Annotated in this window: 21 protein-coding genes; 18 read left to right on the plus strand and 3 right to left on the minus strand. The window is 71.5% G+C overall.

The window, feature by feature from the left end; genetic code table 11:
* Window positions 1–45: 45 nt before the first annotated feature.
* On the minus strand, window positions 46–738 hold the full coding sequence (locus tag EDF51_RS00935) for an HAD family hydrolase (protein ID WP_165932335.1): 693 nt from the start codon (window positions 736–738) through the stop codon (window positions 46–48).
* Between the two features lie 28 nt (window positions 739–766).
* On the opposite strand from EDF51_RS00935, the gene hemW reads away from it, so the two are divergent.
* The gene (gene hemW / locus EDF51_RS00940) at window positions 767–2,008 is read left to right on the plus strand and encodes a radical SAM family heme chaperone HemW (RefSeq protein ID WP_134193542.1); all 1,242 of its coding nucleotides are present in this window, start codon (window positions 767–769) and stop codon (window positions 2,006–2,008) included.
* 9 nt (window positions 2,009–2,017) lie between these two features.
* Here the strand turns inward: hemW and EDF51_RS00945 are convergent, their stop codons facing one another.
* On the minus strand, window positions 2,018–2,425 hold the full coding sequence (locus EDF51_RS00945; protein ID WP_243837054.1) for a DUF4870 domain-containing protein: 408 nt from the start codon (window positions 2,423–2,425) through the stop codon (window positions 2,018–2,020).
* 88 nt (window positions 2,426–2,513) lie between these two features.
* Here EDF51_RS00945 and hrcA point away from each other — a divergent pair, with 88 nt between their 5' ends.
* The 15 genes from hrcA to EDF51_RS01020 all read left to right on the plus strand — a co-directional run bounded on the left by hrcA (window position 2,514) and on the right by EDF51_RS01020 (window position 18,162).
* Window positions 2,514–3,536 (plus strand): heat-inducible transcriptional repressor HrcA, encoded by a 1,023-nt coding sequence (gene hrcA / locus EDF51_RS00950; protein ID WP_123340397.1) that lies wholly within the window; start codon window positions 2,514–2,516, stop codon window positions 3,534–3,536.
* A gap of 49 nt (window positions 3,537–3,585) precedes the next feature.
* The gene (gene dnaJ, locus EDF51_RS00955) at window positions 3,586–4,698 is read left to right on the plus strand and encodes a molecular chaperone DnaJ (protein ID WP_111085744.1); all 1,113 of its coding nucleotides are present in this window, start codon (window positions 3,586–3,588) and stop codon (window positions 4,696–4,698) included.
* Window positions 4,698–5,435, plus strand: coding sequence for a 16S rRNA (uracil(1498)-N(3))-methyltransferase (locus EDF51_RS00960; protein ID WP_134193544.1), 738 nt, complete (start codon window positions 4,698–4,700; stop codon window positions 5,433–5,435). The genes dnaJ and EDF51_RS00960 overlap by 1 nt, the downstream gene beginning before the upstream one ends.
* Before the next feature lie 40 nt (window positions 5,436–5,475).
* Window positions 5,476–5,829, plus strand: coding sequence for a histidine triad nucleotide-binding protein (locus EDF51_RS00965; RefSeq protein ID WP_123292550.1), 354 nt, complete (start codon window positions 5,476–5,478; stop codon window positions 5,827–5,829).
* 70 nt (window positions 5,830–5,899) lie between these two features.
* A complete protein-coding gene (locus tag EDF51_RS00970) occupies window positions 5,900–6,961 on the plus strand; it encodes a PhoH family protein (protein ID WP_228505182.1) in 1,062 nt (353 codons plus the stop codon).
* Entirely contained in the window at window positions 6,958–7,419 is a 462-nt protein-coding gene (ybeY, locus tag EDF51_RS00975) for an rRNA maturation RNase YbeY (protein WP_111085740.1), read from the plus strand. The genes EDF51_RS00970 and ybeY overlap by 4 nt, the downstream gene beginning before the upstream one ends.
* A gap of 3 nt (window positions 7,420–7,422) precedes the next feature.
* On the plus strand, window positions 7,423–8,748 hold the full coding sequence (locus tag EDF51_RS00980) for a hemolysin family protein (RefSeq protein ID WP_134193546.1): 1,326 nt from the start codon (window positions 7,423–7,425) through the stop codon (window positions 8,746–8,748).
* Window positions 8,745–9,683: a GTPase Era gene (gene era, locus EDF51_RS00985; protein ID WP_123292554.1), complete on the plus strand. Its 939-nt coding sequence runs from the start codon at window positions 8,745–8,747 to the stop codon at window positions 9,681–9,683. The genes EDF51_RS00980 and era overlap by 4 nt, the downstream gene beginning before the upstream one ends.
* A gap of 67 nt (window positions 9,684–9,750) precedes the next feature.
* Window positions 9,751–11,073 carry a histidine kinase gene (locus tag EDF51_RS00990; protein WP_243837055.1) on the plus strand — a complete coding sequence of 441 codons (1,323 nt, stop codon included), beginning with the start codon at window positions 9,751–9,753 and terminating at the stop codon, window positions 11,071–11,073.
* Window positions 11,070–11,759, plus strand: a complete 690-nt coding sequence (locus EDF51_RS00995; RefSeq protein WP_111085737.1) for a response regulator transcription factor — start codon at window positions 11,070–11,072, stop codon at window positions 11,757–11,759. Before EDF51_RS00990 ends, EDF51_RS00995 begins: the two co-directional genes overlap by 4 nt.
* A 111-nt stretch (window positions 11,760–11,870) precedes the next feature.
* Entirely contained in the window at window positions 11,871–12,623 is a 753-nt protein-coding gene (locus EDF51_RS01000; protein WP_111085736.1) for an ABC transporter ATP-binding protein, read from the plus strand.
* Entirely contained in the window at window positions 12,620–14,020 is a 1,401-nt protein-coding gene (locus EDF51_RS01005) for an ABC transporter permease (protein ID WP_134193548.1), read from the plus strand. Before EDF51_RS01000 ends, EDF51_RS01005 begins: the two co-directional genes overlap by 4 nt.
* A 430-nt stretch (window positions 14,021–14,450) precedes the next feature.
* Window positions 14,451–16,226 (plus strand): 2-isopropylmalate synthase, encoded by a 1,776-nt coding sequence (gene leuA, locus EDF51_RS01010; protein ID WP_134193550.1) that lies wholly within the window; start codon window positions 14,451–14,453, stop codon window positions 16,224–16,226.
* 275 nt (window positions 16,227–16,501) lie between these two features.
* Window positions 16,502–17,368: a DNA repair protein RecO gene (recO, locus tag EDF51_RS01015; protein ID WP_131846221.1), complete on the plus strand. Its 867-nt coding sequence runs from the start codon at window positions 16,502–16,504 to the stop codon at window positions 17,366–17,368.
* Complete coding sequence (locus EDF51_RS01020) at window positions 17,365–18,162, plus strand: isoprenyl transferase (protein ID WP_131846220.1); 798 nt, start codon at window positions 17,365–17,367, stop codon at window positions 18,160–18,162. The genes recO and EDF51_RS01020 overlap by 4 nt, the downstream gene beginning before the upstream one ends.
* Window positions 18,163–18,170: 8 nt before the next feature.
* Here the strand turns inward: EDF51_RS01020 and EDF51_RS01025 are convergent, their stop codons facing one another.
* Window positions 18,171–19,121: a LysR family transcriptional regulator gene (locus EDF51_RS01025; protein ID WP_134193552.1), complete on the minus strand. Its 951-nt coding sequence runs from the start codon at window positions 19,119–19,121 to the stop codon at window positions 18,171–18,173.
* A gap of 70 nt (window positions 19,122–19,191) precedes the next feature.
* Here EDF51_RS01025 and EDF51_RS01030 point away from each other — a divergent pair, with 70 nt between their 5' ends.
* Both EDF51_RS01030 and EDF51_RS01035 read left to right on the plus strand, forming a co-directional pair.
* Window positions 19,192–20,247 (plus strand): aminotransferase class V-fold PLP-dependent enzyme, encoded by a 1,056-nt coding sequence (locus EDF51_RS01030; protein WP_134193554.1) that lies wholly within the window; start codon window positions 19,192–19,194, stop codon window positions 20,245–20,247.
* A gap of 107 nt (window positions 20,248–20,354) precedes the next feature.
* Entirely contained in the window at window positions 20,355–21,740 is a 1,386-nt protein-coding gene (locus EDF51_RS01035) for a glycine--tRNA ligase (protein WP_123938268.1), read from the plus strand.
* The last annotated feature ends 113 nt before the right edge of the window (window positions 21,741–21,853 follow it).

The following is a 21,853-nucleotide window of genomic DNA, read 5'->3' on the forward strand; positions in this document are numbered from 1 at the left end:
AGCGCGTGCGAGCGTTCACGCGCTTGCGGGCGCTTGCGCGCTGGGTCAGCGCAGTGGCGGCAGCGCCGCGATGGCGTCCTCGATCAGCGCGGCGTCGACCCGGCAGTCCCGCGCGACCGTGACCGCGTTGGTGACCCGCAGCGCCTCGACGTCGAACACCCCGGTGGCGACCGCCAGGAAGGGGATGCCGGCGGCGTCCGCGGCCTCGCCGTCACGCGGGGTGTCGCCGACGATCACTGCGCGGGTGCCGGCGAGCTCCGCCGCCGCGCGGGTGGTGACGTCCGCACGCTCCACCTCGGTGTCGCCGAAGTAGGAGTGGTCCCAGTCGAACAGACTCTCGTCGAACCCGGCACCGGCCAGCTTGACGCGTGCGCGGTACTCGGAGTTGCCGGTGAGCAGGCCGTTCCGCCACCCGAGCTCGGCGAAGCGGGTGAGCAGCGCGGTGGCACCGGGGACGGGGGACCGGTGGTCGCCCGAGGCGTGCCGCTCGGCGGTGAGGTCGCGCAGGTGGCCGCTGACCGTCGGGATGATCGTGTCCTCGAACGCGTGCGCACGGACGTGCTCGGCGATGAGTCCGGCATCGGTCCGACCGTGCTGGTGCCCGACGCGCAGGGTGAGGTCGCGGCCGACCGCTCGCTCGAGCGCGAGGTGGTAGAGGTTGCCCGGGGACGACGCGTTCATCACGAGGGTGCCGTCGATGTCCCACAGGACCGTGGTGGGGACGGGGTGGTGCTCCATGCGTCCATCATGACGGACAATGGACTCCATGCCGAGTGCTCTCCCGATCGCCGATCCGGCACCCGCTGACGGACTGATCGTGCCGCGAGCCGCGGCGGGCTCCGCCGGCGGTTCCGACCCGGCGGCCGTGCCGTTCGGGGTCTACGTCCACGTGCCGTTCTGCCGGGTGCGCTGCGGCTACTGCGACTTCAACACGTACACGGCGTCCGAGCTCCGCGGCGTGCGCCGCGACGACTACGCCGGCCACGCCGTGCGGGAGATCGAGTGGGCCGCGACCGTGCTCGACCGCTCCGGCGTCCCGCGTCGGCCCGTGTCGACCGTGTTCTTCGGCGGCGGGACCCCGACGATGCTGCCGGCGTCCGACCTGGCGATGATCCTGCGGGCCATCGACGACACGTGGGGGATCCTGCCCGGTGCCGAGGTCACGACCGAGGCGAACCCGGACTCGGTCGACGCGTCCTCGTTGCAGACACTGCGCGAGGGTGGGTTCAACCGGATCAGCTACGGCATGCAGTCCGCGGTCCCGCACGTCCTCGCGACCCTCGACCGCACCCACGACCCGTTGCGCGTGCCGGTCGTCGTCGACCTCGCGAAGCAGCAGGGCCTCGACGTCTCCCTCGACCTCATCTACTCGACACCGGGGGAGTCCCTCGACGACTGGCGCACCTCGCTCGACGCCGCGCTGGCCTGCGAGCCCGACCACGTGTCGGCGTACTCGCTCATCGTCGAGGACGGCACCGCGATGGGCCGCATGGTGGCGCGCGGGGAGCTCCCGGCCCCCGACGACGACCTGGCCGCCGACATGTACGAGCTCGCCGACCAGGTGCTCGGCGACGCCGGGTACTCCTGGTACGAGGTGTCGAACTGGGCGCGCGGCGACGCGCACGCGAGTCGCCACAACCTGTCCTACTGGAAGGGCCACGACTGGTGGGGTGTCGGCCCCGGCGCGCACTCCGCGGTCGCCGGCACGCGCTGGTGGAACGTGAAGCACCCGGCCGCGTACGCGAACCGGGTGCTGTCCGGCGAGTCGCCGGCCGCCGGGCGCGAGGTCATCGACGACGAGACCCGCTACGTCGAGCGCCTGCTCCTCGCCGCACGCGTCCGCGGGGAGCTCGCGACGAGCGAGATCCGCCAGGAGGCCCGTGGCCGGGTCGCGGGACTCATCGCACGGGGTCTCGTGGACGGGTCGGCCGCGGTGCGGGGACGCATCGACCTGACCCTGCAGGGTCGCCTGCTGGCCGACGCGGTGGTGCGGGAGCTGCTGGACTGACCGGCGTCCCTACTGCTTGATGAACTCGATCGACAGGGGGTAGCGGTAGAACTGGCCCTGGTTCGCGGCGACCGCCGCCATGATGCCGAAGACGATCGTCAGGATCGCGATGATCGGGAGCAACAGTGCCCCGATCAGCGCGAGCGTGAGGATCCCCGATACCACGTAGGCGATGCCCATCGTGATGTGGAAGTTCAGTGCGACCCGGGTGTGCTCGCGGATGAAGCCGCCGCGGTCGCGCAGCACCATGTACGCCACGAGCGGGGCGACGAAGTTGAAGAAGATCCCGCCGATGTGGGTCAGCGTGGCCCAGAGGCGCTGGTCCTCCGGGCTCATCGGCTGCGGCGGGGTGTACCCGCCCGGGTACTGGGGCCCGTTGGGGTTCTGCGGGCCACCGGGCTGCTGTCCGTAGGTCATGCCGGAAGCGTATCGGGGGTGCAGTCGTGCGGGCGTAGGATCAGCAGTCGACACGTCCGAGTGCCAGGTCGACCAGGAAGGAGCGCTCGTGGTCAGTGAACGCAGCCTCGAGGTCCTGAAGGCCATCGTGCGCGACTACGTGGCGTCCCGCGAACCGGTCGGCTCCAAGACGATCGTCGAGCGGCACGCCTTCGGCGTCAGTGCCGCCACGATCCGCAACGACATGGCCCTGCTCGAGGACGAGCAGCTCATCGTCGCGCCGCACACCTCGTCCGGCCGGGTGCCGACCGACAAGGGCTACCGGCTGTTCGTCGACCACCTCGCCGCAGCCCGGCCGCTGACGAGCGCCCAGCGGCACGCCATCGAGACCTTCCTCGGGGCACCGAACGACCTCGACGAGGTCCTCGGCCGCACCGTGCGCCTGCTCAGCCAGCTCACGAACCAGGTCGCCCTGGTGCAGTACCCCTCGATGGTGCGCGCCCGGGTGCAGCACGTCGAGCTGGTGCGCCTCGGCGACGCCCGGCTCATGGTCGTGCTCATCACCGACACCGCCCGGGTCGAACAACGCGTCGTCGAGACCGACGTCGCGCTCGACGAGCCGCTGCTGACCGAACTCCGCACCGTGCTGAACGGCGCGGCCGTGGGGCTCCTGCTGCAGGACGTGCCCACCGCGCTCCGTGCGGTCCCGCAACAGCTGCGGCCCGACGCCCAGGCGCTCGGCGGGGTCGTCGTGGCGACCCTCATCGAGCAGGTCGCGGCGAACCGTCAGGACCGCCTGGTGATGGCCGGCGCCGCCAACCTGGCGAAGAGCGAGCAGGACTTCTCCGGCGGCCTCTTCCCGGTGCTCGAAGCGATCGAGGAACAAGTCACCCTGCTCCGGTTGTTCGGGGAGATGCAGGTGGACGACATCGCGGTGGCGGCCAGCATCGGCGTCGAGAACGCCGAGTACGGGCTCGACGCCACGAGCATCGTCGCCGGCGGGTACCTCGCCGGTGGCGGCGAGGTGGCACGCCTGGGTGTCCTGGGACCGACCCGGATGGACTACGGCACGAACATGGCTGCCGTCCGGGCCGTCGCACGGTACCTGTCCAAGCTCCTGGGCGAACACTGATCGACTGCAACACCGACCGACCGACCGAACACAACCGACTGAGGGATACGTGGCAGACCACTACGACGTCCTCGGCGTCCAGCGAGACGCCTCCGATGCCGACATCAAGAAGGCCTACCGCCGCCTGGCGCGTGAGCTCCACCCGGACGTGAACCCTGCCCCAGAGGCAGCCGAGCGGTTCAAGGACGTCACGCACGCGTACGACGTCCTGAGCGACCCGGAGCAGCGGCGCCGGTACGACGCCGGGCCCCAGGCCGACAGCCCCTTCGGTGGCGGCGCCGGCGGGTTCAGCGACATCTTCGACGCCTTCTTCGGCGGCGGTGGTGGTGGCGGCCGGGGCAGTGGTCCGCGCAGCCGTGCCGAGCGCGGACAGGACGCCCTGCTCCGCATCGACGTCGACCTCGACGAGGTCGTCTTCGGCACCCACAAGGACGTCGAGGTCGACACCGCCGTCCTGTGCGAGACCTGTCACGGGTCGTGCTGCGCACCCGGCACCAGCCCGCGCACCTGCGACATCTGCGGCGGGTCCGGCAACATCCAGCGCCAGGTCCGCTCGCTGCTGGGCAACGTCGTGACCAGCGCCCCGTGCGGCACCTGCCGCGGCTACGGCACCGTCATCCCGAGCCCCTGCCCGACCTGCCAGGGTCAGGGCCGCGTCCGCGCCCGTCGCACCGTGCCGGTCGACGTCCCCGCCGGCGTCGACTCGGGCCTGCGCCTGCAGATGCCCGGACAGGGCGAGGTCGGCCCCGCCGGCGGCCCCTCCGGCGACCTGTACCTGGAGATCCGGGTCCGGCACGACGACGTCTTCAGCCGCGACGGTGACGACCTGCTCGCCACCCTCGAGGTCGCGATGACCGACGCCGTGCTCGGCACCACCACGACGATCGACGGACTCGACGGGCCCGTCGAGCTCGAGATCCGTCCCGGGGTGCAGAGCGCCGACGTCCTGGTGATCAAGGACCGCGGCATCACGAAGCTGCGCGGGAGCGGACGCGGCGACCTCCGGGTCGGCGTGCAGGTCGTCACCCCGACGAAGCTGTCGCACAAGGAACGCCAGCTCGTCGAGCAGCTCGCGAAGTCGCACAAGGCGTCGGCGCCGCAGCTCGCCCGGTTCCAGCAGGGCATGTTCGGCAAGCTCCGCGACCGCTTCTTCAACTTCTGATGGCATCGCTCTACGTTGTGGAGTCGCTCGACGGGGTCGCCGTCGGTGGCTCCGTGACGCTCGACGGGGCAGAGGGGCGGCACGCCGTGACCGTCTCGCGCGTGCGGGTCGGTGAGACGCTGCGGCTCTCGGACGGACGGGGGACCGTCGTGTCCGGTGCGGTGGACTCCGTCGACCGCGACTCGCTGGTGCTGTCCGTGGCATCGCTGTCCGTCGACCCGCTGCCGGTCCCGTCGCTGACGCTCGTGCAGGCCCTCGCCAAGGGCGGCCGCGACGAGATGGCGGTGCAGGCGTCGACGGAGATCGGCGTCGACCGGATCGTGCCGTGGTCCGCCGCGCGCAGCGTCTCCCGGTGGGAGGGCCCGAAGGTCGAGAAGGGCCGATCGCGCTGGACGGCCATCGCGCACGAGGCCGCGAAGCAGGCGATCCGGTCGCGGGTGCCCGAGGTCGGGCCGCTCGTCACGACGGCGCAGCTCGTCCCCGCGCTCGGTGCCGGTGCTGCGGTGCTCGTGCTCGACCCCACCGCGACCGTGCGGCTCGCGACGTGGGCACCGACGGCGGACCTCGACGAGATCGCCCTCGTGGTGGGGCCGGAGGGCGGCATCGACGGCTCCGAGCTCGAGCGGCTCGAAGCCGCGGGAGCGATCAGGGTCCGGCTCGGCGACAGCGTGCTGCGGACGTCGACCGCCGGTCCCGCGGCACTCGCGATCCTGCAGGCCGGACTCGGGCGCTGGTGAGGGAAGGCCCGAGGTCGGTCCTGCGTTCTACGATGGAGTCATGAGCACCAGCACGCCCAGCGTCTTCAGCAAGATCATCGCGCGCGAGATCCCGGCGACCGTCGTCGCCGAGGACGACCGCGTGATCGCGATCGAGGACATCGCCCCGAAGGCACCCGTCCACGTGCTGGTCATCCCCAAGACCGAGCAGTACGCGAACGTCGCCGAACTCGCGGCCGGTGACCCCGACCTCCTCGCCCACCTGGTCGCCACCGCGCAGCGCATCGCCGACGAGCGCGCCGGCGGCCAGTTCCGTCTCGTCTTCAACACCGGCGAAGCCGCCGGTCAGACCGTGTTCCACGTGCACGCGCACGTACTCGCAGGTGAACTGCAGGAAGGCACCCTTGCCGGCTAACGAACCAGCACAGCCCACCACCGACGACGACCAGGTCGTCTCCGTCGCCCTCCAGGTCGACGGCATCGCCATGGTCCAGCTCCTCGGTCCCCAGGACCGCCTGCTGAAGACCGTCGAACGGCAGTACCCGGGCGTCAAGGTCGTCGTCCGCGGCAACGAGGTCACGCTCACCGGGCCCGAGCGCGAGGTCGCGCGGGCGAAGGCGCTCGTCGACGAACTCGTCGGCATGGTCAAGCGCGGGCAGGACATCGGCCCGTCGGACATCCCGATGTCGGCACGGATCCTCGACGACGACCGCAAGCCGTCCGACACCTTCGGCACGCCGATCGTGTCGAGCCGCGGCAAGTCCGTGCGGCCGAAGACCGACGGGCAGCGCGCCTACGTCGACGCCATCGACGAGCACACCATCACGTTCGGCATCGGCCCCGCCGGCACCGGCAAGACGTACCTGGCGATGGCGAAGGCCGTCCAGGCCCTGCAGCGTCGCGAGGTCACCCGGATCATCCTGACCCGTCCCGCGGTCGAGGCCGGCGAGCGGCTCGGGTTCCTGCCGGGCACGCTCACCGACAAGATCGACCCCTACCTGCGGCCGCTCTACGACGCCCTGAACGAGATGATGGACCCAGAGTTGGTCCCGAAGCTGCTGGCTGCGGGCACGGTCGAGGTCGCGCCGCTCGCGTACATGCGCGGCCGGACGCTCAACGACTCGTTCGTCGTGCTCGACGAGGCGCAGAACACGACGCCCGAGCAGATGAAGATGTTCCTGACGCGTCTCGGGTTCGGCTCGAAGATGGTCGTCACGGGTGACATCACCCAGGTCGACCTGCCGGGCAACGTGTCCGGACTCCGACTCGTGACGCGGATCCTCGAGACGGTCGAGGACATCCACTTCGCCCGCCTCGGCAGCGAGGACGTCGTGCGGCACACGCTCGTCGGTCGCATCGTCGACGCCTACACCGTCTACGACGAGGAGCGCCTCGCCGAGCAGGCCGGTCACCGTCCCGGTGGCCGTGGCAGCGCGCCGGTCGGGAACCCCGACGGCGCCAACCGCGCCGAACGCCGTGGTCGGCCGCCGCAGGACCGCCAGCGACCCCCGTACCCCCAGAACGACGCCCGAGGAGGCAACCGGTGAGCATCGAGCTCAACAACGAGTCCGGGGTCGAGGTGGACGAGGCCGCCATCCAGCGCCTCGCCGCGTTCGCCCTCGACGCGATGCACGTGCACGCGGACGCCGAACTCGCGATCGTCCTGGTCGACGAGGGCGCGATGGAGCAGCTGCACGTGCGGTGGATGGACGAGCCCGGCCCCACCGACGTCCTGAGCTTCCCGATGGACGAGCTCCGACCGGGCACCGAAGAGGACCCCACGCCCGCCGGCCTGCTCGGCGACATCGTGCTCTGCCCGCAGGTCGCCGAGGAACAGGCGAAGACCGCCGGGCACTCCAGCACCGACGAGATGCTGCTGCTCACCTGCCACGGCATCCTGCACCTGCTCGGGTTCGACCACGCCGAGCCGGACGAGAAGGCCGAGATGTTCGGGCTGCAGGGCGAGATCCTGACGGCCTTCGCGGCCCAGCGCCGGGGTCGGTAGCCGATGCTCGTCGTCGTCGGTCTGCTCGCGGTCGCGCTCGGGCTCGTCGTGCTCGGCGGGCTCCTCGCCGCGAGCGACGCCGCGCTCTCCGTGGTGTCCCGTGCCGACCTCGACGAGATCGCCCGCGGCAACGAGCGTCGTCGTGCGCTCGAGGCGATCGCGGACGACGTCGGCGCGCACGTCAACGCCCTGAACTTCTTCCGCGTGCTCGCCGAGACCGCCGCAGCCGTGCTCGTCACGATCGCCCTGGTGCGGGCGTTCGACAGCTGGTGGGTGGCGCTCATCGTCTCCGCCGCGATCATGACGGCCGTGTCGTTCGTGCTCGTCGGGTCGAGTCCGCGCAGCGTCGGACGGGCGCACGCCGAACGGCTGCTGGCGTCCACCGGCGGCCTGGTCCGCGCCGTCCGGATCGTGCTCGGTCCGCTCGCCGGTCTGCTCGTCCGGATCGGTGACCGCGTGACCCCGGGCCGCGGCCGCAGCGCCTCGACGGTGTCGAGCGAAGAACAACTGCTGTCCCTCGTCGACGAGGCCACCGAGAGCAACGTGCTCGAGGACGAGGACCGCGAACTCATCCACTCGGTCTTCGAGTTCAGCGACACCCTCGTGCGCGAGGTGATGGTGCCGCGCACCGACATGCTGACGGTCGACGGCTCGGACACGCTCGCCGCGGGCATGGAGCAGTTCCTCGCCGCCGGGGTGTCCCGCATGCCCGTCACCGGCAAGGACAGCGACGACGTCCTCGGCGTCCTGTACCTGCGGGACGTGTCGCGGGCGCTGTACGAGCGACCGGGGTCCGGCAGTGAGCGGGTCACCCGGCTGCTGCGTCCGGCCGAGTTCGTGCCGGAGTCGAAGGCCGCGGACGACACCCTGCGGCACATGCAGGTCGCGAAGAACCACCTGGTCCTGGTCGTCGACGAGTACGGCGGCGTCGCCGGTCTCGTCACGATGGAGGACCTCATCGAAGAGCTCGTCGGGGACATCTCGGACGAGTACGACCGCGCCGTGGTCGACCGGGTCGAGGTCGAGGTCGAGCCCGGCCTCTGGCGCATCTCGGCCCGACTGCCCGTCGACGAGCTCGGCGACCTGTTCGGCATCGAGCTCGACGACGACGACGTCGACACCGCCGGCGGTCTGCTCACCAAGGAGCTCGGCCACCTGGCGGTGTCCGGCGACACGGTCACGGTGTCCGGCGTCGTCCTGACGGCCGACCGGGTCGAGGGCAAGCGCCGCGACCTCATCACCGTGCTCGCCGAACGCACTCACGCCCTCGCGGGTGTCGAGGACGCCTTCGACGACGCCACCACCACGACGGGAACCACGCACGCATGACCGACTCCGACTCCACCCCCACCGCCTCGGGCAAGCCCTACCGCGCGGGCTTCGTCTCGTTCGTCGGGCGTCCGAACGTGGGCAAGTCCACGCTGACGAACGCGCTGGTGGGCCAGAAGGTCGCGATCACCTCGTCGAAGCCGCAGACCACCCGTCGCGCGATCCGCGGCATCGTGCACCGGCCCGACGGCCAGGTCATCATCGTCGACACCCCGGGTGTGCACCGTCCCCGCACCCTGCTCGGCGAGCGGCTCAACGACCTGGTGCAGTCCACGCTCGGTGACGTCGACGTCATCGGGTTCTGCGTCCCCGCCAACGAGCCGATCGGCCCGGGCGACCGCTTCATCAACGACACCCTCGACCAGTACCCGCGGGCCAAGAAGGTCGCGATCGTCACCAAGATCGACCGCACCTCGAAGGACAAGGTCGGCGAGCAGCTGCTGGCCGTCTCCCGGCTCCGCGACTGGGATTCGATCATCCCGACGTCGGGCACGAAGGGCCTGCAGCTCGAGGACCTCCTCGGCGAGATCACCTCGTTGCTGCCGGAGTCGCCCCAGCTGTACGACTCGTCGGCCGTGACCGAGGAGACCGACGAGGAGCGCATCAGCGAACTCATCCGCGAAGCCGCGCTCGAGGGCGTCCGCGACGAACTGCCGCACTCGCTCGCCGTCGTGATCGAGGACATCGTCGAGCCGGACGAGGACGACGACGCCGACGGGCCGCTGCGCATCTTCGCGAACCTGTTCGTCGAGCGCGACAGCCAGAAGGCGATCGTCATCGGCCACAAGGGGGAGCGCCTGAAGGACGTCGGCTCCCGCGCCCGCGTCGAGATCGAGTCGTTGCTCGGCGGTCGGCACGTGTACCTCAACATCCGTGTGAAGGTCGCCAAGGAGTGGCAGCGTGACCCCAAGCAGCTCGGACGCCTCGGCTTCTGAGCGTCCGGCGCCAGGAGTCATCCACACGAGGGACGCGCCCGTGAGCCGAGCGCCGTACCGTGGACGCGTGTTCCGTCCCATGCTGCGCGCGCAGGTCATCACCGACGTGGTCATCGCCGTGGTGCTCGGCTCGCTCGTGCTGATCACCTCGGCGCGGGGCATGGACTCCCCGCTCGCGATCGTCACGGTCGTCGGCATGACCGCTGCCCTCGCGCTCCGACGGCTGTCGCCCGGACTCGCACTGGCCGTCGCGTGGGTGTTCGCGGTCTTCGAGATGGTCACGGGTCAGATGCCCGACCTGTCGAACGCCTTCATCGCCGCGGTGCTCTACACGACGAGCGCCTACGGCAGCCGGCGGGTGCGGCTGGCAGGACTCGTCTCGGCCATCGTCGGGTCCGTCACCGCGGCGCTCTACATCGGCGTCGACGACTACCGGAACCGGTTGACGATCGAGACCGCGTCGACGCCGTTCCAGGAGTCGGTGCAGGTCACGGTCTCGTACTTCGCCGTCGTCCTGCTCCTGCTGCTCCTGCCGTGGTTGGCGGGCCTCGTGGTCCGTACCCGCCGGTCGGCGAGCATGAGCCGTGAGGCCCAGCTGCTCGCCGAGCGCGACGCCGCCCGTGCCGACCGAGCGGTCGCGGTCGAACAGGAGCGCGTGCGCATCGCCCGCGACATGCACGACATCGTCGCGCACTCGCTCGCGGTCGTCATCGCCCAGGCGGACGGAGCCCGCTACGCGCTGAAGGCGGACCCCGCCGTCGCCGATCAGGCCCTCGGCACCATCTCGACCACCGCCCGCCGGGCCCTCGGCGACGTCCGCGAGCTCCTCGGTGCGCTCCGACACGAGCAGGGGACCGTCCCGACGCCGGAGATCGACGACATCGACCGGCTCGTCGGCGAGATGCGCCAGGTCGGCCTCGACGTCCGGGTCGAGCGCGAGGGCGATCCGACCGGCCTCCCCACCACGACGCAGCTCGCGGTGTACCGGATCGTGCAGGAGAGCCTGACGAACGCCTACAAGCACGGTGAGCCCGGCACGCCGGTGCACGCATCACTGACCTACCGCCCGGACACCGTCGAGATCGCGGTGGTGAACCGCCGCGCCGACGACGGCACCCGGGGTCCTGGCACCGGGCACGGCCTGGTCGGCATGCGCGAGCGTGCCACCATGACCGGGGGCACGATGACCGCCGGGGTCCGCGGCCCTGACTTCGAGGTCGCCGTGCGCATGGCCGCCGTCCCCGCGAGCGGGCAGATGCCCCGCGGGCGCATCAGCCCGACCACGAGCCCGACCGCGAGCCCGACCGCGAGCCCGGCTGCGGGCCCGACCGCCGAGTCGGCCCCCGCCCCGACCATCAGTCCGACCGAGCAGGAGCGCACCGCCCGATGACCACCACCCCGCCGGCCGACGGCCGCATCCGCGTCGCCCTCGTCGACGACCAGGCACTCTTCCGCACCGGCATCCGGATGCTCATCGGCTCCCAACCCGACCTGCACTTCGTGGGCGAGGCGGGCGACGGTGCCGAGGGCGTCGAACTCGTCCGGCGCACCCGGCCGGACGTCGTGCTCATGGACGTCCGGATGCCCGTGATGGACGGCATCACGGCGACCGCGCACATCGTCGAACAGGCCGGCACCGACGGCGCGAAGGTGCTCGTCCTGACCACGTTCGACTTCGACGAGGCCGCGGCGAAGGCCATCCGGGCCGGGGCGAGCGGCTTCGTGCTGAAGGACGCCGACCCCGAGTTCCTGCTCGCCGCCGTGCGGACCGTGCACGCCGGCACCGCGGTCTTCGCGGCCTCGGCGACGCGGGAACTCCTGCGGCGCTACGACGACTCCGTCGAGCAGGCCGCCACCGTGCCGGCGACGTTCGACGACCTCACCCCGCGGGAGCGCGAGATCTTCGACCTGGCGGCCCGCGGCTTCAGCAACAGCGAGATCGCGCAGCACGAGTACGTCAGCGAGGCGACCGTGAAGACCCACATCTCGCGGGTCCTGACGAAGCTCGGACTCCGCGACCGCGTGCGCCTCGTCGTGTTCGCGCACGAGCACGGGCTGGTGAGCAAGGCCGACTGACGGACGTCATCCGATCGGATGACCCGTCCACAGGAAGTCGAGCCGAGCGGCTCATCCACAGGAGCCGCCCGACGGACGCGGGGCGGGCCTCCCGGACGTCATCGTTGGTGCATGACCACCAGCCACGCTCCGATCATCCGACTCGACCACGTGTCCAAGCACTACGGCGACGCCGCACGCCGGGTGACGGCGCTCGACGACGTCAGCGTCGACATCGGCGCGGGGGAGTTCACCGCCGTGATGGGGCCGTCCGGGTCCGGCAAGTCGACGCTCATGCACGTCGCCGCGGGCCTCGACGCGGTGTCCGCGGGCCGCATCGAGATCGATGGGGTCGACATCACAGGGCTCGGCGACAAGGACCTGACCGAGCTCCGTCGCCGCCGGCTCGGGTTCGTGTTCCAGTCGTTCAACCTGGTGCCGACGCTCGACGTCAGCGAGAACATCCGGTTGCCGTTCCTGCTCGGCGGGCACAAGCCGTCGAAGGACGAGAGCGCGTGGATCGACCGCCTGGTCGACCAGCTCGGACTCGGCAACCGGCTGTCGCACCGGCCGCACCAGCTGTCGGGTGGGCAGCAGCAGCGCGTCGCCATCGCCCGGGCGCTCGCCTCGCGTCCGGCAGTCGTCGTCGCCGACGAGCCGACCGGTGCCCTCGACTCGCGCACCGGCCGTGACGTGCTCGCGATCCTGCGCGGGGCCGTGCAGGAGTGGGGTCAGAGCGTCGTCATGGTGACGCACGACCCCGTCGCCGCCGCCAACGCCGACCGGATCCTGTTCCTCGCCGACGGCCGGGTCGTCGCCGACCGCCCGGCGATGGACGCCGGCGCGATCTCCACCACGATGCTGGGGATGGAGGCGGCAGCGTGAACAGCGTCCGCTCCTTCGCCCCCACCGTGCTGGTCGCGGCGCTCGGCACCACGTTCGGCTCAGCACTCGTCATCGCCCCGGGCATCGTGACCGAGGCGCTCGGCGCCGCCGGGCTCGCCGACCTCGGCCCGGTCAGGGCGATCCTGTCCGTCGTGGGGTGGCTGTTCCTCGGCATCGCGCTGTACGTCGGCGCGATCGTCACCGCCAACACCTGCGCGACCCTCATCGCCGGGCAGACCCGCATCATCGCGTTGCAGCGGCTCGTCGGTGCCACCGGCGCGACGCTCCGGGCCCGGATCACCCGGACCGGACTGGTCGTCGGGGTGCTCGGCGGACTGATCGGCGCCGTCGTGGGTACCGGGCTGTCCGCGGTGTTCGTGGTCGTCCTGCGCGGCAACGGGTTCCTGCCCGACACCGACTACACGCTCCTGCCGTGGGAACTCGTGCTGCCGGTCGTCGCCGTGGTCCTGGCGACCTGGGGAGCGTTCGCAGCGGGCTCCCGCCGGGTGCTGACCGTCACCCCGCTCGAAGCGCTGTCCTCGAGCGTCGAACCGAGCCACGACGACGTCCGCTCGGGCACCGCCCGCAAGGTCTGGGCCATCGTGCTCATGGCCGGCGGCGCGGCGCTCATGCTCATCGGGCTCGCGGTCAGCGCGAGCTCGCCGATCGCGGTGCTGCCGGCTGCCCTCGGCGGGTTCGTGTCGTTCGCCGGCGTCGCCGTCGGAGCGACCATCGTGATGCCGCCGGTGCTGCAGCTCATCGGCCGGATCGGCTCGCACGACCCCGTCGTCCTGCTCGCCGGCCGCAACGCCATGCGTGCGCCGGGTCGGTCCTCGCGGGCGACGATCGGGCTCGTCATCGGCGTCACCCTGCTCGTCACCTTCGCCGTCGCACTGGGGATCATGCAGCACGTGCTCGAGGCCCAGCTCGAGCAGATGGGACAGGGCCAGACGACGACCGAGATGGTGCAGGCGCAGCGCGACTTCTTCGTCCAGCTGAACGCCGTCGTCAGCGTCATCGTCGGGTTCTCGGCCGTGATCGCCGCCGTCGGGGTCGTCAACGCGCTGGCACTCGGGGTCCTGCAGCGCCGACGCGAGCTCGGGCTGCTGCGGGTGCTCGGTCTCACCGGGGCGCAGGTCCGCCGGATGATCGTGACCGAGGCCGTGCAGATGGTCGTCGCGGCCGTCGTCTCGGGGCTCGTGCTCGGCACCTTCTACGGCTGGGTCGGCGGGCAGACGCTGCTCGGGTCGCTCGGGCACCCGGTCACGCCCGTGCTGCCGCCGCTCACCATCGGGATCGTCGTCGTCGGGGCGCTCGTGCTCGCGGTCGTCGCGACGATCGCGCCGGTGCGGCGCGCGATGCGCGTGCCCCCGACCGAGGCGCTCGCGGTCGACTGACGCGGCGCCCTGGTCGCACCACGCGGCGGACGGGAGGCCCGGTGTCAGCTGGCACCGTGCCTCCCGTCCGCCGCGTGGTCGCGTGGACGTGTGCCGCACCGCAGTGCCACGCCGCTCACGTCCGTTGAATGGTCACGAACTGTCGCCTGGACGCGGCTCAGGTGACAGAACGTGACCGCTCGGCGGCCGACCCGCGGCATGTCGTGACCGCTCGCCCCCGTCCGGTGTCCGGCTCGGACCGTGCCTGGCCGCCCCCGCGTCACGCGCTTGTCACACAGCAGCCCGCCGGTGCTACCGTGGACTCGATGTACTCGGCACTCCTCCTCCTTCGCTGCCGCGACGAGGCCTGACACACCGGCCCACCTCGTCGCGGAGTCCGTCGTGGCCGCACTCACCAGAGCACACGAACACGCGACGAAAGCGACGAACGATGCAGAACACGCAGCAGCCCTCCGGGATGCCGATCCACAAGTACGTCCCCTTCCACGAACAGATCTCGGTCGAACTGCCCGACCGCACCTGGCCGACGAAGCGCATCGAGCGGGCGCCGCGCTGGTGTGCGGTCGACTTGCGTGACGGCAACCAGGCCCTCATCGACCCGATGGACGCCGAGCGCAAGCGCGCCATGTTCGACCTGCTCGTCGGCATGGGCTACAAGGAGATCGAGGTCGGGTTCCCGAGCGCCTCGCAGACCGACTTCGACTTCGTCCGCAGCCTGATCGACGAGGGCGCGATCCCCGACGACGTCACCATCCAGGTGCTGACCCAGGCGCGCGAGCACCTCATCCAGCGCACGTACGAGGCGATCGACGGCGCGAAGCAGGCCATCGTCCACCTGTACAACTCGACGTCGATCGTGCAGCGCGAGGTCGTCTTCCGCACCGACGTGCAGGGTGTCGTCGACATCGCGGTGGCCGGCGCGAAGCTCTGCAAGGCGGCTGAGGCGACGCTGCAGCACGACACGACGGTCTACTACGAGTACTCGCCGGAGTCCTACACGGGCACCGAGCTCGAGGTCGCGCTGCAGATCTGCAACGCCGTGCTCGAGGTCTTCGAGCCCACCCCCGACCGCAAGGTCATCATCAACCTGCCGGCCACCGTCGAGATGGCGACGCCGAACGTCTACGCCGACTCGATCGAGTGGATGTCGCGCAACCTCGCGCACCGCCAGGACGTCATCCTGTCGCTGCACCCGCACAACGACCGCGGCACCGCCGTCGCCGCCGCCGAGCTGGGCTACATGGCCGGCGCGGACCGCATCGAAGGCTGCCTGTTCGGCAACGGTGAGCGCACCGGCAACGTCGACCTCGTCGCGCTGGGCATGAACCTGTTCACGCAGGGCATCGACCCGGAGATCTCGTTCGCGGACATCGACCAGGTGAAGCGCACCGTCGAGTACTGCAACCAGCTGCCGGTGCCGGAGCGTCAGCCGTGGGCGGGCGACCTCGTCTACACGGCGTTCAGCGGCTCGCACCAGGACGCCATCAACAAGGGCTTCGAGGCGATGAAGGCCAAGGCCGCCGCCGCGGGCAAGGACATCGACGAGATCGAGTGGGCGGTGCCGTACCTGCCCGTCGACCCGAAGGACATCGGCCGGTCGTACGAGGCGGTCATCCGCGTCAACTCGCAGTCCGGCAAGGGCGGCGTCGCGTACCTGCTCAAGACCGACCACGCCCTCGACCTGCCCCGCAAGCTGCAGATCGAGTTCTCCGGCGTCGTGCAGCGGCACACCGACACCGAGGGCGGCGAGTTATCGTCGCAGCGCATCTGGGACGTGTTCCAGGACGAGTACCTGCCCGCCTCGACCGACGACGACAAGTGGGGCCGGTACGAGCTCACCAAGACGGCGACCTCGAGCGACTTCGACGGCACGACCTCGCTGTCGGTCGCACTCCGCGTCGACGAGGGCTCCGTCACCGCCGACGCCGTAGGCACCGGTCCGATCGACGCGTTCCTCAAGGTCCTCGCCGAGCAGGGCGTGCAGGTCACGCTGTACGACTACTCGGAGCACACGATGAGCGCCTCCGGTGACGCCAAGGCGGCGTCGTACGTCGAGCTCGACGTCGACGGCGTGCGCCTGTGGGGCGTCGGCATCGACGCCGACATCTCGACGGCCTCGCTCAAGGCGATCGTGTCCGCGGTGAACCGCGCGGTGCGCGCCGGTGCTGCTGCCGGCGCCGACTCGCCGGAGCTCGTCTCCGCCTGAGACGCGGCCAGACCGGGAGGCGCGGTGCAGGTCCGTCCTGCACCTGGGCCCACGCCGGCCGGTTCCGGGCCGACGCGCCAGCGGCGGACCGGCCGTGCCCGGTGGGGAGCCTCCCGTCTGTGCCCGGTCTTTCCCCCGTCACGCGCGATGGCAAGTCGAATCGGGCGTACCTGGTCGTTTCTTTCGACCAGGTACGCCCGATACCGCTCGGTACCCCTGCGCGCGGCGCGCGCTGCGCGCTGCGCGGTGTCGGCGGGGCGGGGGATACTGGAGGCATGCCGCTGTACCGGGACGAGTGCGTCGTGTTGCGCACCCACAAGCTCGGGGAAGCCGACCGCATCGTCACCATGCTCAGCCGGCAGCACGGCAAGATCCGGGCGGTGGCGAAGGGCGTGCGGCGGACGGCGTCGAAGTTCGGCAGCCGGCTCGAGCCGTTCATGGTCGTCGACGCCCAGTTCTACGAGGGCCGGTCGCTCGACATCGTCACGCAGGCCGAGTCGCTCGGGGCCTACGGGGCGCAGATCGTCGCCGACTACGGCGCGTACACGGCTGCCAGCGCCATGGTCGAGACCGCCGACCGCCTGAGCGAGGCCGACGCCGGGCTGCAGCAGTACCTGTTGCTCGTCGGCGCGCTGCGGTCGCTGTCGCGCGGTGAGCACCACTCCAGCGCGACGCTCGACTCCTACCTGCTCCGTGCGATGAGCATCGCGGGGTGGGCGCCCTCGTTCAGCGACTGCGCGGTGACGGGGGAGCCCGGGCCGCACTCCGCGTTCGTCGTGCAGCTCGGCGGGGTCGTCGCCGACCGGGCTGCGCCTCCCGGCACGCCGCGGCTCGACCCGGCGACCCTCGGTGTGCTCGGTTCGCTGCTCGCCGGCGACTGGGCGAGCGTCGACGCCACCGACGAACGGACGCGGTCGCGGGCCTCCGGCGTGGTCGCGGCGTACGCCCAGTGGCACCTGGAACGATCGCTCCGGTCCCTGCCGCACGTCGACCGCTCGGAGCACCCGCTGCCCGTGCCGCTGACCCACGACGGACCCGAGGCGACAGCACGCGCGGTGGCCTCGACCCCCGCACCCGCCGTCCCCGAGCCCGATCCCGCCGCGGAAGGAACCCGCACCGTGGAAGGAACCCCCACCGCATGAGCCCCCGCCGCCCCGACGACGCCGAGCCGTTCCGCCCGATCGACTGGACCGGTGAGACGCCTCCGGCGATCCCGGCCCGGTTCGTGCCGGACCACGTCGCGATCGTGATGGACGGCAACGGTCGGTGGGCCAACGGCCGCGGGCTCACCCGGATCGAGGGACACAAGGCGGGCGAGGCCTCGCTGCTCGACGTCGTCGCCGGCGGGATCCAGATCGGCGTCAAGCACATTTCGGCGTACGCGTTCTCCACCGAGAACTGGAAGCGTTCGCCGGAAGAGGTCCGGTTCCTGATGGGCTTCAACCGCGACGTGATCCGTCGTCGGCGCGACCAACTGAACGAGTGGGGCGTCAAGGTGCGGTGGGCCGGACGCCGTCCGCGGCTGTGGCGGAGCGTCATCGACGAGCTCGACCGTGCCGAGCAGATGACCGCGCGCAACGACGTGCTGACCCTGACGATGTGCGTCAACTACGGCGGCCGGAACGAGATCGTCGACGCCGTGCGGGGGATGGCCGAAGAGGTCGCCGCCGGACGCCTCAAGCCGAGCCAGGTCACCGAGAAGGCCCTGGCGAAGCGGCTCTACGTGCCCGAGATGCCCGACGTCGACCTGTTCCTGCGCAGTTCGGGGGAGCAGCGCACGAGCAACTTCCTGCTGTGGCAGTCGGCGTACGCCGAGATGGTGTTCCTGGACCGCCTGTGGCCGGACTTCCGGCGCACCGACCTGTGGGGCGCGATCGAGGAGTACGCACGCCGCGACCGGCGCTACGGCGGTGCGGTCGACGCCCCGACCGCCTGACGCACCCGTCAGCCGGGCAGCGGCCCGTCGAGCAGGTGCGCCGCCGACCGCACCGCGTCCAGGGCCGCACGGACGCTCGGGACGCGCTCGGCCCCTCGGGCGATGACGACCTCGACCCGGCGGGCCAGGTCGTCGTCCACGGGGTCGACCCGGACGTCGGCGGGGATCACCGTCGTCGCGAGCGCCAACCGGGGGAGCAGCGCCACGCCGAGTCCGGCGGCGACGAGCCCCACCACCGCTGCCGCGTTGTCGGTCTCGAGCACGATGTCCGGGGTGAACCCGGCGGTCGCACACGAGGCGAGCAGGTGGCCGCGGCACCGGGGGCAGCCGCCGATCCAGCGGGCGTCGCGGTGCGACGCGAGGTCCACGACACCGGCGTCCGCGGTGCCCGAGCCTCCGGACGGCGTCACCAGCGCGAGTGGATCACGCCCGAGCGCCCGGGTGACGAGCCCGGGGTCCGGGGCGGACCCGACCTCGTCGCCGACGTAGGTGAAGGTCAGGGCGACGTCGACCTCCCCGCTCCGCAGCAGGTCGAGCGCCTCGGGCGGTTCGACCTCGACGTACGAGGTCGTCACGCCCGGAGCCGTCGACGCCAGCCGGGCGAGCACCGCGGGCACGAGGGCCGAGGACGCGCTCGGGAACCCGGCGAGGCGAACGCGGCCGCGGGTCAGCCCCCCGACGGCGTCGAGGTCCTCTCGCGCCGCGGTGAGTGCGGCCTGCACGTGCAGGGCGTGGTCGGCGAGCACCCGACCGGCGTCCGTCAGGGTGGCACCGCGCCCGCCGCGACCGTCCTGCCCGGACCGCAGCACCAGGGTGTGCCCGAGCCGCCGTTCGGCCCGGGCGAGCAACTGGCTGACCGCGGGTTGGCTCGACCCGAGTGCTGCGGCGGCGCGGGTGATCGACCCACCGTCGGCCACGGCGCGGAGGATCCGGAGCAGCTGGGGATCGATGTCGTCCATCACGCGATGTTATCGGCTGCACAACAGAACAGGCCTGGTGTGATGGGGCACGAGCCGGGACGCTGTCCGCATGGACTCCTTCCCCGCCGGCCGTGGCTACCTCGCGGCGTGCACCGCCGGTCTGCCGACCCGGGCCACGCTCGCCGCCCAGCGGGCCGACCTCGACGCGTGGTCCCGCGCCGAGACCTCGCCGGCCCACTACGGGGCGTTGGTCGAGGAGGGCCGCGCGCTGTTCGCCGCCCTCGTCGGGGTGCCGGTGTCTCACGTCGCGACCGGCTCGCAGACCTCGGTGATGGCTGGGGTCGTCGCCGATGCGTTGCCGGACGGTGCCGAGGTGGTCGTCCCCGACGGCGACTTCAGCTCGGTCGTCTTCCCGTTCCTCGCCCGGGCGCACCGTGGCGTCCGCGTCCGGCACGTCCCGCTCGACCGGCTCGCCGCGTCCGTCGGGCCCGACACGGCCCTCGTCGCGTGGTCCGCGGTGCAGTCCGCCACCGGCGCCGTCACGGATCCCCACCCGGTCGTCGCCGCTGCCCGGCGGGTCGGTGCCCTCACCCTCTGCGACCTCACGCAAGCGGCCGGCGTCCTGCCCGTCGACGCGGCACTGTTCGACGTGACGCTCACGCACGCCTACAAGTGGCTCTGCGCGCCGCGCGGCGTCGCCTTCATGACACTCTCCGACACCGCCCTCGGTCGGCTCCGCCCGGTCCAGGCCGGCTGGTACGCCGGCGCGGACGTCTGGTCGTCCTGCTACGGCCCCGACATGCGCCTGGCCGACGACGCCCGTCGCTTCGACGTCTCGCCGGCCTGGCAGGCGTGGCCCGGTGCCGTGGCCGCGCTCGAACACGCGGTCGCGCTCGACCAGCAGGCGGTCTGGAGGCACGCCACCGGTCTCGCAGACCGGCTGTGCGACGCCCTCGGGTCGCCTCGGCAGGGCGACGGGCAGGCGATCGTGACGTTCGCGGACGCCGACGGGTCGGCCCTCCGGGCCCTCACCGCCGCCGGGCTCACCGCGTCGGGGCGTGCCGGGCGACTCCGGATCGCGTTCCACCTGTGGAACGACGAGTCCGACGTGACCGACGTGGCGGCCGCACTGCGCGGGGTGGGGGCGACCACGTCGGCGAGATGAGCGTGACGGGCGGACGCGGGGCGGGCCTCCCGGCCGACGATCGCCGGTAGTCTTGCCCGGACCGTTTCCGCACCGAGCACCCAGCTCGGCGACCTCTGGAGCACTCTTTGGCACAGCCCACCCGTCTCGACAGCGTCATCGCCCTGGCCAAGCGCCGCGGCTTCGTCTTCCAGTCGGGTGAGATCTACGGAGGCTCCCGCTCCGCGTGGGACTACGGGCCCCTCGGTGTGGAGCTCAAGGAGAACATCAAGCGTCAGTGGTGGCAGCGGTTCGTCCGCGGCCGTGGCGACATGGTCGGCCTCGACTCCGCCGTCATCCTGCCCCGCAAGGTGTGGGAGGCCTCCGGCCACGTCGCGACCTTCACCGACCCGCTCGTGGAGTGCCTGCACTGCCACCACCGGTTCCGCGAGGACCACCTGATCGAGGCGTTCGTCGCCAAGAAGGGCCGCGACCCCGAGGGCCGCATGGCCGAGATCGCCTGCCCGAACTGCGGCACCCGCGGTGAGTGGACCGAGCCCCGCGAGTTCTCCGGGATGCTCAAGACCTACCTCGGCCCGGTCGAGTCGGAAGAGGGCCTGAACTTCCTGCGCCCCGAGACCGCGCAGGGCATCTTCGTCGACTTCGCGCAGGTCGTCACGACCAGCCGCATGAAGCCCCCGTTCGGCATCGGCCAGGTCGGCAAGGCGTTCCGCAACGAGATCACGCCCGGCAACTTCATCTTCCGCACCCGCGAGTTCGAGCAGATGGAGATCGAGTACTTCGTGCCGCCGGCCGAGGCGGGGGAGCACTACGAGCAGTGGATCGCCGACTCGATCGCGTTCTACACCGAGCTCGGCATCGACCCGGAGAACCTCCGCCGCTTCGACGTGCCGGACGGCGAGCGGGCGCACTACTCCGACGCCACCGCCGACATCGAGTACCGCTTCGGGTTCACCGGATCGGAGTGGGGCGAGCTCATGGGCGTCGCGAACCGCACCGACTTCGACCTCAACAACCACATCGAGTCGTCCGGCCAGGACCTGCGCTTCTTCGACCAGGCGGCGAACGAGAAGTACGTGCCGTACGTCATCGAGCCGTCCTTCGGCCTGACCCGTGCGCTCATGGCGTTCCTGCTCGACTCGTACCACGAGGACGAAGCACCGAACGCGAAGGGCGGCGTCGACAAGCGCACCGTGCTGCGACTCGACCCGCGCCTGGCGCCCGTCAAGGCCGCGGTGCTGCCGCTGTCGCGCAACGAGCAGCTGTCGCCGGTCGCCCGCGGCCTGGCCGACGACCTGCGCAAGAACTGGAACGTGGACTTCGACGACGCCGGGGCGATCGGCCGTCGCTACCGTCGCCACGACGAGATCGGCACGCCGTTCTGCATCACGGTGGACTTCGACACGCTCGAGGACAAGGCCGTGACCGTGCGCGAGCGCGACACCATGGCGCAGGAGCGGGTCGCCCTCGACCAGCTGCAGGGCTACCTGGCGCAGCGGTTGCTCGGCGCGTAGGGGTCTCGCGGGCGTCGCGGCGTCGCGGCGCGTCGGAACCAGGTTCCGGACACAGCACCACGAAGATCCACGGTGCGGTGTCCGGAACCAGGTTCTGCGGGAATGTGCCCGCA

The sequence above is a fragment of the Curtobacterium sp. PhB25 genome (assembly GCF_004365375.1).
In the GTDB taxonomy this organism is placed as follows: Bacteria; Actinomycetota; Actinomycetes; order Actinomycetales; family Microbacteriaceae; genus Curtobacterium.

Excerpts from the sequence above, each read along its gene's own strand:
- EDF51_RS00935 (WP_165932335.1), bottom strand. The coding sequence starts at position 738 with ATGGAGCACCACCCCGTCCCCACCACGGTCCTGTGGGACATCGACGGC.
- hemW (WP_134193542.1), top strand. The coding sequence starts at position 767 with ATGCCGAGTGCTCTCCCGATCGCCGATCCGGCACCCGCTGACGGACTG.
- EDF51_RS00945 (WP_243837054.1), bottom strand. The coding sequence starts at position 2,425 with ATGACCTACGGACAGCAGCCCGGTGGCCCGCAGAACCCCAACGGGCCC.
- EDF51_RS00960 (WP_134193544.1), top strand. The coding sequence starts at position 4,698 with ATGGCATCGCTCTACGTTGTGGAGTCGCTCGACGGGGTCGCCGTCGGT.
- EDF51_RS00965 (WP_123292550.1), top strand. The coding sequence starts at position 5,476 with ATGAGCACCAGCACGCCCAGCGTCTTCAGCAAGATCATCGCGCGCGAG.
- EDF51_RS00970 (WP_228505182.1), top strand. The coding sequence starts at position 5,900 with ATGGTCCAGCTCCTCGGTCCCCAGGACCGCCTGCTGAAGACCGTCGAA.
- EDF51_RS00980 (WP_134193546.1), top strand. The coding sequence starts at position 7,423 with ATGCTCGTCGTCGTCGGTCTGCTCGCGGTCGCGCTCGGGCTCGTCGTG.
- era (WP_123292554.1), top strand. The coding sequence starts at position 8,745 with ATGACCGACTCCGACTCCACCCCCACCGCCTCGGGCAAGCCCTACCGC.
- EDF51_RS00995 (WP_111085737.1), top strand. The coding sequence starts at position 11,070 with ATGACCACCACCCCGCCGGCCGACGGCCGCATCCGCGTCGCCCTCGTC.
- EDF51_RS01000 (WP_111085736.1), top strand. The coding sequence starts at position 11,871 with ATGACCACCAGCCACGCTCCGATCATCCGACTCGACCACGTGTCCAAG.
- leuA (WP_134193550.1), top strand. The coding sequence starts at position 14,451 with ATGCAGAACACGCAGCAGCCCTCCGGGATGCCGATCCACAAGTACGTC.
- recO (WP_131846221.1), top strand. The coding sequence starts at position 16,502 with ATGCCGCTGTACCGGGACGAGTGCGTCGTGTTGCGCACCCACAAGCTC.
- EDF51_RS01020 (WP_131846220.1), top strand. The coding sequence starts at position 17,365 with ATGAGCCCCCGCCGCCCCGACGACGCCGAGCCGTTCCGCCCGATCGAC.
- EDF51_RS01025 (WP_134193552.1), bottom strand. The coding sequence starts at position 19,121 with ATGGACGACATCGATCCCCAGCTGCTCCGGATCCTCCGCGCCGTGGCC.
- EDF51_RS01030 (WP_134193554.1), top strand. The coding sequence starts at position 19,192 with ATGGACTCCTTCCCCGCCGGCCGTGGCTACCTCGCGGCGTGCACCGCC.